At 47.8% G+C, this 12,485-nt stretch carries 13 protein-coding genes; 6 read left to right on the plus strand and 7 right to left on the minus strand.

The annotated features are described in order from the left end of the window. Positions 1–282 precede the first annotated feature (282 nt). Positions 283–822 carry a YfcE family phosphodiesterase gene (locus tag GX659_02485; GenBank protein NLD27656.1) on the minus strand — a complete coding sequence of 180 codons (540 nt, stop codon included), beginning with the start codon at positions 820–822 and terminating at the stop codon, positions 283–285. A 10-nt stretch (positions 823–832) separates the two neighbouring features. Continuing rightward, on the minus strand, positions 833–1,759 hold the full coding sequence (locus tag GX659_02490; GenBank protein NLD27657.1) for a YcbK family protein: 927 nt from the start codon (positions 1,757–1,759) through the stop codon (positions 833–835). A gap of 70 nt (positions 1,760–1,829) precedes the next feature. On the opposite strand from GX659_02490, the gene GX659_02495 reads away from it, so the two are divergent. Next, a complete protein-coding gene (locus GX659_02495; GenBank protein ID NLD27658.1) occupies positions 1,830–2,384 on the plus strand; it encodes a DUF882 domain-containing protein in 555 nt (184 codons plus the stop codon). Here the strand turns inward: GX659_02495 and GX659_02500 are convergent. Beyond that, positions 2,371–3,834 carry an FAD-binding oxidoreductase gene (locus tag GX659_02500; protein ID NLD27659.1) on the minus strand — a complete coding sequence of 488 codons (1,464 nt, stop codon included), beginning with the start codon at positions 3,832–3,834 and terminating at the stop codon, positions 2,371–2,373. The genes GX659_02495 and GX659_02500 overlap by 14 nt on opposite strands. Before the next feature lie 190 nt (positions 3,835–4,024). On the opposite strand from GX659_02500, the gene GX659_02505 reads away from it, so the two are divergent. The 4 genes from GX659_02505 to GX659_02520 all read left to right on the plus strand — a co-directional run bounded on the left by GX659_02505 (position 4,025) and on the right by GX659_02520 (position 7,984). Next, the gene (locus GX659_02505; protein ID NLD27660.1) at positions 4,025–5,212 is read left to right on the plus strand and encodes a hypothetical protein; all 1,188 of its coding nucleotides are present in this window, start codon (positions 4,025–4,027) and stop codon (positions 5,210–5,212) included. A 563-nt stretch (positions 5,213–5,775) separates the two neighbouring features. After that, a complete protein-coding gene (locus tag GX659_02510; GenBank protein NLD27661.1) occupies positions 5,776–6,366 on the plus strand; it encodes a helicase in 591 nt (196 codons plus the stop codon). 23 nt (positions 6,367–6,389) lie between these two features. Further along, the gene (locus GX659_02515) at positions 6,390–7,313 is read left to right on the plus strand and encodes an FAD-dependent oxidoreductase (GenBank protein NLD27662.1); all 924 of its coding nucleotides are present in this window, start codon (positions 6,390–6,392) and stop codon (positions 7,311–7,313) included. Beyond that, a complete protein-coding gene (locus GX659_02520) occupies positions 7,310–7,984 on the plus strand; it encodes an HAD family phosphatase (protein NLD27663.1) in 675 nt (224 codons plus the stop codon). Before GX659_02515 ends, GX659_02520 begins: the two co-directional genes overlap by 4 nt. Before the next feature lie 265 nt (positions 7,985–8,249). Here the strand turns inward: GX659_02520 and GX659_02525 are convergent, their stop codons facing one another. From GX659_02525 to GX659_02535, 3 genes are read right to left on the minus strand one after another with little or no spacing between them, the layout of a single operon-like run. Beyond that, positions 8,250–10,088: a bifunctional homocysteine S-methyltransferase/methylenetetrahydrofolate reductase gene (locus tag GX659_02525; protein ID NLD27664.1), complete on the minus strand. Its 1,839-nt coding sequence runs from the start codon at positions 10,086–10,088 to the stop codon at positions 8,250–8,252. After that, positions 10,088–10,702, minus strand: coding sequence for an MBL fold metallo-hydrolase (locus GX659_02530; protein NLD27665.1), 615 nt, complete (start codon positions 10,700–10,702; stop codon positions 10,088–10,090). Before GX659_02530 ends, GX659_02525 begins: the two co-directional genes overlap by 1 nt. 56 nt (positions 10,703–10,758) lie before the next feature. Further along, positions 10,759–11,133 (minus strand): DUF2203 family protein, encoded by a 375-nt coding sequence (locus GX659_02535; protein NLD27666.1) that lies wholly within the window; start codon positions 11,131–11,133, stop codon positions 10,759–10,761. Between the two features lie 147 nt (positions 11,134–11,280). On the opposite strand from GX659_02535, the gene greA reads away from it, so the two are divergent. Continuing rightward, the gene (gene greA / locus GX659_02540) at positions 11,281–11,757 is read left to right on the plus strand and encodes a transcription elongation factor GreA (GenBank protein NLD27667.1); all 477 of its coding nucleotides are present in this window, start codon (positions 11,281–11,283) and stop codon (positions 11,755–11,757) included. A gap of 149 nt (positions 11,758–11,906) precedes the next feature. Here the strand turns inward: greA and GX659_02545 are convergent. Then, positions 11,907–12,485, minus strand: a 579-nt coding sequence (locus tag GX659_02545) for a TRAP transporter large permease subunit (protein ID NLD27668.1), incomplete at its 5' end; no start/stop codon positions are given.

Here is a 12,485-nt window from a genome sequence, read left to right on the forward strand (position 1 = left end):
ACACCCTTTGCCAAATCCTTAAACAAGGCCTCATTCTTACCCAGCTTTTCCATAACTGCTCGTCTCCTTTCGGTGTCTTTGACACCTATCCGAGGTTAAGCAGTTACACAATTCTTTTTACAGGCTCGGTTTTACCGAGCCTCACGAACTTCGTGAACGGCGCTCCGCATTACATGATCACAGGAGGAATTTATAGCGCTTCTGCGGCCTTCAGCATGATGCCGGCCATTTCGGTAATTAAGCCATTGTGATGACGGCTTTTTCGTCCTTCGGGTCAATTTCTCAGATTGTGAAATGCGCATTGTCCAGCATTTCTCCGTCTAATCCGTAAAAACGAACCATAATCTCGCCGGGCGATGCATCTATTATGCAAAAGCTCGCCGGCATATTTCTGTCGAGGTCTGATTTTACATGCCCCGGGCAGATATATAAAGTTCCGTTGATATCACTTCTGGAGGACTCCATTTTGTGGGTGTGTCCGTATAGCACGGCATCCACATCCGAAAGGTCTTTGGGACTCATAGGATCGAAGTCGTCAGGTCTGTCCTCGCTTGTTTTGTGAGATGTGTGGCTTATTAAAAATGTTGCTCCGCCGAGGGCGATCTTTTTTCTGCGTGGAATTGTCGGATCGTTCCAGGCATTTTCGAAAAGACCTGGGACAGCATAAATTTGTACCCCCGCTGCATCGATCGCTTCGGCATCATTGAAGTAATCGCCGAGATGGATTATCGCCTCTACATTGTGATCTTCGATCATGATGCGAACGGCTTCGTTCATCGCATCGAGATTTCCGTGCGTGTCGCTCATTACGCCTATTTTCATAATTAGCCTCTCATCTTTGGCCGAATTCAACGTTATTCATCCCGGAGTTTTTTCTTATGTAAAACTCATTGGAATAAAACGGCGGCTCTCCTTTTGAATTTTTTACAAATATTACCAAGCGGTATTTACCAGGAAGCTGACATTCCGGAATTGCAACCTTCCCACTTGATCTTCCTCCAGAGGGTAATTTTTTGCTGGAAATCCTGTGCTGTATCTTTTCATGTTCTGACCAATCGCCTTTTCTGAATCCTTCCAGCCAAGAATTTTTTATCGACAGCCTTCTGCTTTCGTATGAATTATTGAATATCGATATCGATATTTTTTCTCCAGGATGATAGGTATCTTTGTCGGTTACAGCTATCCAATTTTGATTCGGGTTGTTTTCAGAGCCCACAAGAACTCTTTCGGACCACGGAGGTTCTTCCCAATGCCTGATGGGGCCTACGTCGATGTGAACGAATCCATGCCTCGGGTAGAAGCCAGCCCCTCCAAGCCGACGATTTTTTGCGTATTCGTAAATAGAGGATTCATCAATTTCATCTATGTGTATATCGCAGGCCTTTCCTCTCACGTGGAGACTTTCTCCTGCAGCCTTTCTGCCGCTGGCGATTATTGACCTATTGATTTCAGGGCTTCTGTAACAGGATATCAGCTCAATCGTATCAGCGCCGAAATGGTCCTGAATTTCATCGATGAGCTCGATCAGTCTGAGCTCAATCCGATGTTTTTTGCCATCCCTCGAACGCATTATCTCGTCTATTTTTGCCAGGCCCTCCTTGTCGTATCCTTTTTCGTTTCTGTATTGAATCTCTGCATATTCGCCAAGATGATAGCTAAAGAGCGCCAGCTTGCCGTCTCCACGCGCAGAATATTCAGCCAACGCCCGGCACGGCAGTGCGGCTAAGGTAAAAAGTATAATAATAACATATAGTTTCATGAACGCTCCCCTGTGGAATAACACGAAACCTTTATGATCGTTCTGTCGATAATATTATCGAGGGATTATAATGGCAAGGTTTGCCCGTATCTCATTTTTGCTCGCAATTATGGGGCTGCTTCTTTTTCCGATCAGCGGAATTGAGTCGGTCGCTGAAGGTCTGTCGCCATTCCGCCTCAGCGGAGATGGCAAAATACGCATGGTCGATCTTTTTACTGGCGAGAACCTCAACATCATCTACAGAAATGCTGACGGAATCTATGAGGACTCAGCGCTCGCGGCGATGGAGCATACACTGCGTTGCCATGGGAAAAGTGAAAATTATCCAATTTCTTTGAAATTGATAGAACTAATCGATCATCTTCAGGATCATTTCGGTGCTGAGGAAATTCAGATAGTGTCGGGCTATAGAAGTCCTGAGTACAATTCTAAACTCAGTTTGTATTCAAGCCGCGTGGCCCACAACAGTCTTCACATGAAGGGGTTGGCGGTGGATATCAGGCTGCCAGGAGTCAGCAAATATGCCCTCGGATCATATGCGGCTTCCCTCAAGTCCGGCGGAGTTGGCGTGTATGCCGACAGCGACTTTGTCCACATAGATGTTGGGCCCATCAGACGCTGGTAGTTCCGAATATATTTCCCCTTCCGAAAATCCAGTCAGGATCGTACTGATTTTTCCAGCGCTTCATCAGCTCTATAGTTGATTTGGAGTGCTGTATCGACAGCAGGTCGGTATGAATTTTACCGAGCCCGTGCTCTCCGGCGACCCCGCCGCCAAGCTCCACCGCCTTTTTGCAGCATGCCGAGAGGATGTCGCGGGCCAGATTTTTTTCGGTGGGAGTTCTCCCGAGGAGGTTCGTGTGAGGATGCCCTGCGCCTATATGGGCGTATCCCATATGCGGTAGTCCGGAGCGATCCGCGGCCGCGTAAAAGAATTCCATCATTTCGATTAGCTTGTCGATAGGTACCCACCAGTCGCTTCCGACTTTGCCGCCACCATCTTTCCAATAAAGTCTTCCGAGTTCGTTTGCGGCCTCCGGTATCCGATGCCGCCAGAGCCTAAAAATTTCCTGATCGTTTTGTGTGAGCGCCACCATGCTGTGTTTTTCGAGATCGCATCCGCATGCCTTTTGAATTCTTTCCTGCCATATCTGTGCCCATCGCCCCAATTCTTTTTCGGAATCGTATTCCTGTTTTATATACAGGTATGCCGCGATCTCGTTTGGTATCGATGGAAAGCTACGCGATGTCTTCATCATTTTAAGTGCGCCTGAATCTATGAGTTCGAGCGTCCTTGGTTTTTTATCCTTTTCGTTGAGCGTAAGATTTACAGCGAAGGAGAGAGCCTCCATGTTCGATTCGAATGGTATTAGCGCTGAAAAAAAAGATGGGACTCCCGGGATCAAGCGAATGGTCGCGCGGGATATGAACCCAAGCGTTCCTTCCGAACCTATGATCAGATCGATGGGATTTTCCCAGCCCGTAAAATATCCGGCAGTGTTCCTTTTTCCGGATGCCGCTTCGCCGGGCTCTCTGGAATAGAAGACGCTCTTGCAGTCGGGAGTTATGAGCTCAAGCGATTGCACATATTGTCTTACGGTGCCGTATTTGTATGAGTCCTCTCCGGTTGCATTCGTGGCGATATTGGCTCCTATCCTGCACTGGTCCTTTGAGGTCGGACCGATTGGATAAAAGAGGTTTTTCTTGGCCAGCTCGGCCTGTAACTGTGATACCACGGTTCCTGGTTTTACGACCACGTGCGGTTGTCCTCCGATATCCACTATGTCCTCTATCCCCTCCAGCTTCTCCGTGGAGAGCAGCAATCCTTCGTCAGGCACAGATGCCCCTGTCATGGAGGTCTGTGATCCGCAGATCGTGAGAGGAATTTTGTATGAACTGCAGAATTCAATTGCCGCTAGGATATCCTCATCTTTGCGGGGGAGGAGAACCGCATCCGGCGAACCCCTATACATCGTGTCTTCGCAGTAACTTTCTATGCGTTCATCTCCGAGGAGAATTGGAGGGGTTTCCGCCTCAAGCTCTTTAAAAATCTGGGGATTTATCGCCATCTCCATTCCTTTTCAGAGGATATCGATCTATCAATATACTTCCCTCGGGGAAAACCAAAAATTTGACGTTCCTGCGATGATTTATCGTCGTGATAAGGTTTTATCCTATATATTCTAATAAAATCAAATAGTTATTTTGACAAGTGTTGGTATGTTTATTGCTTCAAGTCCCCCTGAGATCAAACAGGAGGATGCTATGAAGATATCGGCGCTACTCGCTTTGCTTGCAATTCTCTTCTCTGGTTGTCATGGGGGTCAGCTTGCGACGGAATTTGGCGATGAATTCAGGGAGGGAACCTCGGAGCCCATGACCGTTGAGAGGTTTATATGCGAGGAGGCGCCTCCTCCCGCTGTTGAAGAATACCAGTGTCCTGATTGCTTGAGATACTTCCCAGAGGATGCCGATGCGGCGGGAATAGTTCTTCCTAAGAGGATATTTGAATCGGAGCTGTTACGGGGGTCAGATGATGGTGGTCTGTCTAATGCGTTGCATACAGTAAAGCTGTTTTTGTCTGAGACAATGCCGTTTGCCAATCCAGAAAAGGACGTAAGCAGCATCTGTTATGCGAGCAAGTACCCACCTCCTTCTAAGAGCCTTACGTCCGGACCTAATCCGAATTGGACTAACACTGGGGATATGGATCCTGAGAGTATAATAGCGCGGAGTGAAAATTTTGGAATCATATTCAAGGGCGTTCTACCTGCAGGTTTTTCCATGAAGGATTTTCTGGTGAGCACGTGGAAGTGGGATGATGATACAAGCTCTCCATGTCAATGCGACAATGTTAGCGATGTCAACATCGGAGATAAATGCACGAGTGATGAGAAGTGCATTGCTACCGCCTATAAAGACGACGCTGTTGAATGGACTAGGCTCTTGGCCGATCAGGATGGGGCATTTTTCGTAGATGTAAGTGGCAATAAAGTTTTGCTGATGGGGCAGCTTGGAAAGGACGCGATATTCCTTGGAACTCGTGGATATTGGAAGCACGCTAAGGGCTTGTCATCTCCTCTTGCAAATAAGTGCCCTCAGAAAGATATGATGAAGGAGCTTCCGACGGATGCATCATTCAGGCATGCAAAGGTTTTTACAGAGCAGAGCATGGACCCGATCTCTGCTAGCATACTCGAAAAAGTGCACCCCATTTTTCAGGGAGAACTTATAGGTTCCAGGGCTGCTGTAGCTGCTGACCTGTATGATAAAATACTTTTGATGGCTAAGCTATATATCAGGGATGAAGAACCCGCGATCGATGCATTTTTTAGGCTGAGTCTTAAAGACCTTGCACCGATGAGTGCCGTTATCATGGGCATTGATAAAGTGTATCAGGTTATCGAAGGTGATGCCGCGCAGGATGCAACTGACTCGCTGCTGTCAGAATAATCTGCTCCAGCGATGATTGAGTAGTAGGTCGGCGAGGGATTTCCGCTTATAACCGCGGTAATGGCTGTGCGTTGCGAATGGTCGCTAGGTCTTTTTGCTGTCCAGAAGGATCGGTCATCTTAGTAACTATTATTTGCGGATATAATCTAGTCTTATAAAAGGCTGATCAAAGATCAGGGATCAGGATTAGACCCCCTCCCGCAACAACCGTGACTGGTGACTGGTGAACGGTCGGAACCCCGCGGTAGCGGCGGCTTAAAACCGTGGGAATGACATTCATGGTGTCATCTCCGAATGACGAGAAGGTCGTCATCCCCGAGTGCTTTAATCGGGGATCCAGCAACGGCCGTGACTGTGAAAAACAGAAGCTAGAAGCTAGAAAAACCTAGCCTGTAGAAATCTCGCTTCTCACTTCTAGATTCCAGCTTTTGGATGTTGGTCGATGGCCAATTGTTCATGGTCGAAGTTATTGTTACAGCTAGCTTTTCAGAGGTTACTTAAATTGGCGGTTAACAACTTCCAAACTCCTTGCATAAAGGGGCGCCTATGATAATTCTGGCTCGATGAGGAAAAACATTGTAGTATTCGACATAGAGACAAAAAACGCCTTTTCAGATGTCGGGGGGAGGAACAATCTCAAGGAGCTTGGGATATCCGTCCTTGGGCTTTACGATTATGCCGATGCTCAGTACAAAATTTACGAGGAGAAAGAGCTCACCATATTCGTGGAAAGGCTGCAGAAGTCTCCTCTTCTTGTAGGATTCAACAGCAGGAAGTTCGATGTCCCGGTGCTTCAGAACTATGTCCCTTTCAACCTTTCAAAGCTTCCGCAGCTGGACATAATGGAACAGCTTTTAAACGCCCTTGGCCACAGGGTCAGTCTTGACAGCGTGGCGCAGGCCACCCTTGGATCCAGCAAGAGCGGCAGTGGGCTCGATGCCATAAAGTTTTTCAGAGAAGGGCGCATCGAAGAGTTGAAAAAATATTGCATGGATGATGTCAGAATAACGAAGGAAATATTCGAATACGGGGCAACGCATAAAGAGCTGTTTTACACCTCTAAATTTGGGAATGGGAAGAGGAGGGCAGTCGTGAACTGGTCTGTAGAACATCCTTATGAACAAACTCCTTCGGTTCAGGGTTCCCTTTTTTAAATCGAAATAACACGAGGTCCTAGATGCATGCAGAATACGATCTGATAGTTGTAGGGGGAGGAACCGCTGGGTGTTCCGCCGCAATGTTTGTCGCCAGATGCAAATGGAAAGTTCTAGTCATAGACAGGGATGGCGCTTCTGGATACCTCTCTACGCTTGCGAATGTGAGTTGTTTTCCCGGCTTTCCGGAATCGCTTAGCGGCAGCGACCTTCTTGTCAAACTCAAAAAGCAGGCTGAGCTCGAGGGCGTAAAATTTCATAGGGATGTTGTATCTGCGGTAGCCGTGAGTGAAAATGCGCCTTGCAGGATTATGACGGAAAACGCGGGTGAATTCACCGGAAGGAGTTTAATAATAGCGACCGGTTCAGCCGCAAGGAGCAACTATCTCCATGGCGAAAAGGAATTTCTCGCCAAGGGCGTTTCTTACGATGCCATCATGGATGCTCCTTCCGTGGCGAGGAGGATTGCTGCTGTGGTAGGCAGAAACCGGCGCTCTGCCGAAGCTGCCGTCTACCTTTCGCGATTTGCAGAAAAAGTCCATTTCATAATCCCTTCAAGCAAACTGGATATCCCCGATTTTCTTATAACGAAGATTCAGTCCACAAAAAACATCGAGCTGCATTATTCAACTAGTCTTAAGCGAATAAAGGGCAGCGATCATATTACATCAATCGATCTACTTGCGTCCGGCCATGAAAAAGATCTCGAGGTGTCAGGTGTATTTACATACGTTCATGAATATCAGCCTGCCACATCGTTTTTGAACAATGTCGTGGAGTTGGGTGAAAACGGCGCAATAAAGGTCGATGTCAATTTTTCGACCACGGCCGATGGGGTTTTTGCCTGCGGCGACGTGATATGCGGCAGGCCACAGCTTCCTGCTATTTCCTCCGCCCAGGGCATAGTTGCTGGGATTGGCGTTGACAGATTCTTATCCAAAATATGACAATCAAAGCCCTAATTTTTGATTTTGACGGAGTGATAACCGACACAGAACCCATTCATATGAACGCATGGCTCTCCGCGCTCGAGTCCTTCGGCATCTCTTTTAGCGAGAATGACTATAAAAATTTTTACATCGGTCTCAACGACAGGGACTTTCTGTACGAGATTGGTCGTAGAAACTCTGTTAGCTTTGACGATGCCCAAAAAACAGAGCTCATAAAAATAAAAGCAGCCATATGTATGGAGCGCTTGAAGTCGGAGATACCTCTCATCCCTGGAGTAAGAGAGTTTATAGAAGAGAGTTCGAAAAAATATATGCTGGCTATATGCAGTGGTGCACTTCGCAGCGAAATAGGATTCATACTTAAAAAATCCGGCCTCTTTGATTATTTTTGTACCATCATATCGGCTGAGTCGGTGGAGAAGGGAAAGCCAGATCCCGAGGGATATATCAAAACCCTCGAAGATCTTCGGGTGCTCTTTTCATCTGTCATACTTGCGAACGAAGTCGCAGCTATCGAGGATTCTCCGAAAGGCATAGAGGCCGCCCGCAAGGCCGGTCTGAAGTGCATAGGTGTCACCAACTCCTATCCGAGGGCCGAACTGACCTTTGCGAATCTTGTGGTGGACTCTCTCGCCGAACTGGATTCTGTCAGTTTCGATCTTAAGTAATCTCTGAAAAATCAGCAAATTCAGGGCGCCTCTAAAAACTATGCGCTTGTCATCCCCGAGTGACGAGAAGGTTGTCATCCCCGACTGGTTCTATCGGGGATCTCGCAACAGCCGTGAAGTGGGAAAAACAGAAGCTAGAAGCCAGAAAAACCTCGCCTGTAGAAATCTCGCTTCTCACTTCTAGATTCTAGCTTCTTGATGTTTTAGTCGATGGTCAATTGGTCATGGTCGAAGTTATTGTTGCAGCTAGTTTTTCATAGGTTTCTTATATGATTCCCTTGAGGATCTTCTCTACGGTTTCGTATCTCCCCAATGGGGGGAATATGTAAGCCCCGGATATTTTTCCGGAGCCCTTGGCGGCGGAAACTATATCCCGCGCAATTTCCAGGCCGTACTTTTTTTGTGCGTCGCCGGATTTGGCAGAGACCATTTTGTCGAGAATATGCTTTGGAATCTGCATTCCGGGAACTTCGTTGTGCAAAAATTCTGCATTTCGCAGAGAAACCAGCGGCAGCACCCCTACAAAAAATGGTATGTGCGACAGGTCCTTTATTTTTTCGAGGAATCTGGCGAGCATCTTCTGATCATATACAGGTTGTGAAAACGCGAACTCAGCGCCTGAAGCTATCTTACTGCGAAACCTTTCGACTTCAGTGTCGATGTCGATTGCGCCGGGGTTGACGCCGCAACCGATCAGGAACTTTGTTGCCTGTTTTATCGGTCTGCCAGCAAAATCCAAGCCGAGGTTTAGGTTGGATATGAACCGTATCAATCCGATGGAATCAACATCGAAAACAGCCGATGCTTCAGGATAGTGTCCCATCTTCGGCGGGTCACCGGTTATCACTAGGACGTTATGAAGGCCCAGTGCGGATGCCCCGATGAGGTCCATCTGCATGCCAAGAATATTTCTGTCGCGGCAGCAGTAATGAACTATCGTCTCTATACCTACTTTGCCTTTTATAAGTGACGCAAGAGCTATCGGGCTCATGCGCGCCATGGCCCGCGGTCCGTCGGCTATATTTATCGCGTCCACCCCCAGTTGCTTCAGAGATTTGGCAGCATCGATGGAGGATGAAGGATCGGTACCGAGGGGAGGATCGACTTCGACTGATATTGCGAATTTTTTACCAATTACTGCGCCGAAAAGGCTTTTTTGTTCGGGCGGAATCGGACTGACTGGCTTTGAAATTGACTCGACTATGCTCTTGGTATTTGAGCGCTGCCCCGGTCTCATGGTTTTAAGATATTTTTTTGCCTCTTTGATGTGTTCCGGTGTAGTGCCGCAGCATCCTCCGATGAGGGCGACTCCGAGCATGGCATATCTTCTTGCGTATTCTGCAAAATATTCCGGGCTTGCAAGGTACATCAGGCGTCCGTTGACCATCTGTGGCAGACCGGCGTTTGGCATTGCTGAAAGAGGAGTTTTAGTAGCAATCGACATCCTTTTTATAGCTTCGAATACACCCTGAGGACCGTCACAGCAGTTTACTCCTATTACGTCCGCACCCCAATTTTCCATCTGTGCTGCGGCATATTCCGGCAGAAGCCCTTCAAATTCCCCCTCGCCGAGGTGTTTTAGGGAGACTTGGGTTATTACGGGTTTATTCGATACCTCTCTGGCGGCTTCGTATGCTATGTGAAGCTCATCGAGATGGATGAATGTTTCAAGGAGTATTACGTCTGATCCGGCATCGGAGAGGGCCTCGATTTGTTCCGTAAAAAAACTTTTCATTTCTGAATCGGTCATTCCACCGGAATTTTTGCGAGTCCATGATATCGGACCTATCGATCCTGCGACGAAGGCGCGTTCCCCAGCCGACTCTCTAGCGATTTTTACGCCGGCCCTGTTTATCTCAGCCACCTTTCCATCGAGACCATGCGCTGCGAGCGCAGGCCTGCTGCCGGTGAATGTGTTGGTTTCTATGAGAAGAGCCCCGGCGGATATATAGCTGTCATGAATTTCTTTTATAAGGGAGGGGTTGGAGATGTTGAGTTCATCGAAACACCTGTTTATGAATATCCCGCGTTTGTATATCTCGGTTCCAAGCGCGCCGTCGGCAAGGATTCCTTCTTCGCGGAGCCTTTTCATGAAGTCATTCATCAGAAGACGTTTCCCTCCGGATTTCGCATGCACATGTTGTTTCTTCGCTCTTCCCCTATGGATGAGACCTTGGCTCTTCCGTAATCATGTCCTGGGTACACCTTTGTAGCGGCGGGGAGATTGGCAAGGCGCTTGAGGGACTCTGTCATGTCGGATGGACTGCCGCCTGGCAGATCGACTCTTCCGCACGCATCCACAAAGAGGGTGTCACCTGTGATTACGCTATCATATGCCAAAAAGCATTGTGATCCCTGCGTGTGACCAGGGGTGTGAATGCATTCAATTTCCAATTTTCCTATTTTGATTATGGTGCCTTCTTCCGTGTACTCCAGCGCGACTCCCTTCAGATCTTCGACGGGTTCCAAGCGATGCACAAAAACCTTCGACCCTGTTATCGCCGACAGTTCTGCCGCTGCGTTGGCATGGTCGAAGTGAGCGTGTGTAAGCAGAATCTTTTGGATCTTCCATCCTATCCCAGCAGCCGACCTCTTGATGGCGTGAGCATCCCACGCCGGATCGACCGCTGCGCAAAACCCGCTTTCAGCGTCGCCGATTAAATACGCGAAATTCATCATCGGGCCGATCGGTATCTGAATTATGGAAGAGGTAGGCATCTCTTTTCTCCGGATTTAGGATGCTGAAAGAGAACTGCTGCAATAATTAAAACAGGTCAAGAAAGAAGTTCTTCAAAGGCCGACGAAGCTACGCCTCTGGAGATTTGATTGGACGTGAAAAAATTGAGGTCGTCATCGCCATAGCGCCATGAAAACCATCCGTTTCCGGCGTCGAAGTCTACAAGCCATATTCCCCTGGGTCCGCATCCAAGCCTGGATATCTTGGATGCCCAGGTTCTGATTATGCTCTCGAGCTGTTTCGTGAGCCTGTGATAGAGCGCCTCTTCCTTTGGTACCCAGCGAAGTTGTTCCTGAATTTCGGAGGATGATCTGACGGCCTGGTCGGTTATTCTTCTGACGACTGGAAGGAGTGACCTGGCGTCATCTTCAGAGAATGTACGCCTCGAATTGATATGAAAGACATTGCTCATCAGCTTCTATTTAGTATGAACTCTGGAATTGTCAATCTCACAAACAATCTTGACTAAACATTTTTAGATGCTAGCTTCGTCCCGGTTAAGTGTTTCCGCCTTCAACGATCCGTTCGCTGAAGGCGGTATTATTTTTTAGGAGCTCCTATGCACAGAAGAATACCGATGACCCCTGAGGGACAAAAAATTCTGCAGGACAAGCTCAAGTATCTAAAACAAGTTGAGCGACCCAGGAATGTGAAGGAGATAGAGGAAGCTAGGGAAAAGGGCGATCTTTCCGAAAATGCGGAGTACGAAGCCGCAAAGGAAAAACAGCAGCAGATATCTTTACAGATTCAGGAGACCGAGCACAAGCTTTCGCTCGCTCAGGTCATAGACCCCAAAAGCATCGACTCTGATAAAATATCCTTCGGCGCTACTGTTACCCTTGAAGATATAGATAACGACGAGCACGTCACTTATTTCATAGTCGGTTCCGACGAGTCCGATATAGGCAGGGGAAAGATATCCATAGAATCACCGATCGCCAGGGCGATGATAGGCAAATCCGAGGGGGACGAGGTCCTGGTCAAAACTCCAAATGGTCCGCGCAACTTTGAAATCGTATCTATCGAATATAGGTAGATCGGGGCAGATCGCATCCATTTTCGCCCTTCTGAGAGCACATCGAGAGCCATCTTTCATCATATTTCTATTTTGAATAAGAGGTAGAACTATTTGTATTCGCGTATATTTTTACGTAATTTCGATATGCGATATGCGCGGCACCTCGGCTAGTTCATTCCGAACAGCCTTACCAGCCACAGGGAGAGATCAGGAATGTAGGTTATTATCAGCAAGGCAACAAGAAGGACGCCTAGAAACGGAATTGATGCTTTGTAAACCTCGGGTATCGGCTTTTTAAATCGGAAGCTGGAGATGAAGAGGTTGAGGCCAACTGGCGGAGTTGAATATCCGATTTCTAGATTCGTCAAAAATATGATGCCAAGGTGCAGCGGATCGACTCCAAATTCCTTGGCGATCGGTACTATCAGCGGGACCACTACGATCGTTGCGGAAAAAATATCCATAAGGCATCCGACTATCAGCAGGAATATGTTCAGCACTGCTAGAAACATGAACTTGCTGGTTATGAAGTTGCGCATCAGACCGATAATTTTCATCGGGATCTGTTCGTCGATGAGGTAATTCGTAAGCCCTAGCGCACACCCCAGTATGATGAGGACGCCGCCCACGAGAATCATCGAATTCGATGCGACTCTGGGGATGTCTCGTCTTATGCTGATATCTTTATAGATGCAGACTTCCACGATAAGCACATAGACGACGGATATAGCCGCTGCCTCGGAGGC

This window comes from Myxococcales bacterium (genome assembly GCA_012513515.1).
Lineage (GTDB): Bacteria > UBA10199 > UBA10199 > 2-02-FULL-44-16 > JAAZCA01 > JAAZCA01.

Coding starts and splice junctions, on each gene's coding strand:
- GX659_02535 (NLD27666.1), bottom strand. CDS start 11,133: ATGAGCAATGTCTTTCATATCAATTCGAGGCGTACATTCTCTGAAGAT.
- GX659_02505 (NLD27660.1), top strand. CDS start 4,025: ATGAAGATATCGGCGCTACTCGCTTTGCTTGCAATTCTCTTCTCTGGT.
- GX659_02490 (NLD27657.1), bottom strand. CDS start 1,759: ATGAAACTATATGTTATTATTATACTTTTTACCTTAGCCGCACTGCCG.
- GX659_02500 (NLD27659.1), bottom strand. CDS start 3,834: ATGGAGATGGCGATAAATCCCCAGATTTTTAAAGAGCTTGAGGCGGAA.
- GX659_02495 (NLD27658.1), top strand. CDS start 1,830: ATGGCAAGGTTTGCCCGTATCTCATTTTTGCTCGCAATTATGGGGCTG.
- GX659_02530 (NLD27665.1), bottom strand. CDS start 10,702: ATGCCTACCTCTTCCATAATTCAGATACCGATCGGCCCGATGATGAAT.
- GX659_02520 (NLD27663.1), top strand. CDS start 7,310: ATGACAATCAAAGCCCTAATTTTTGATTTTGACGGAGTGATAACCGAC.
- GX659_02510 (NLD27661.1), top strand. CDS start 5,776: ATGAGGAAAAACATTGTAGTATTCGACATAGAGACAAAAAACGCCTTT.
- GX659_02485 (NLD27656.1), bottom strand. CDS start 822: ATGAAAATAGGCGTAATGAGCGACACGCACGGAAATCTCGATGCGATG.
- greA (NLD27667.1), top strand. CDS start 11,281: ATGCACAGAAGAATACCGATGACCCCTGAGGGACAAAAAATTCTGCAG.
- GX659_02525 (NLD27664.1), bottom strand. CDS start 10,088: ATGAATGACTTCATGAAAAGGCTCCGCGAAGAAGGAATCCTTGCCGAC.
- GX659_02515 (NLD27662.1), top strand. CDS start 6,390: ATGCATGCAGAATACGATCTGATAGTTGTAGGGGGAGGAACCGCTGGG.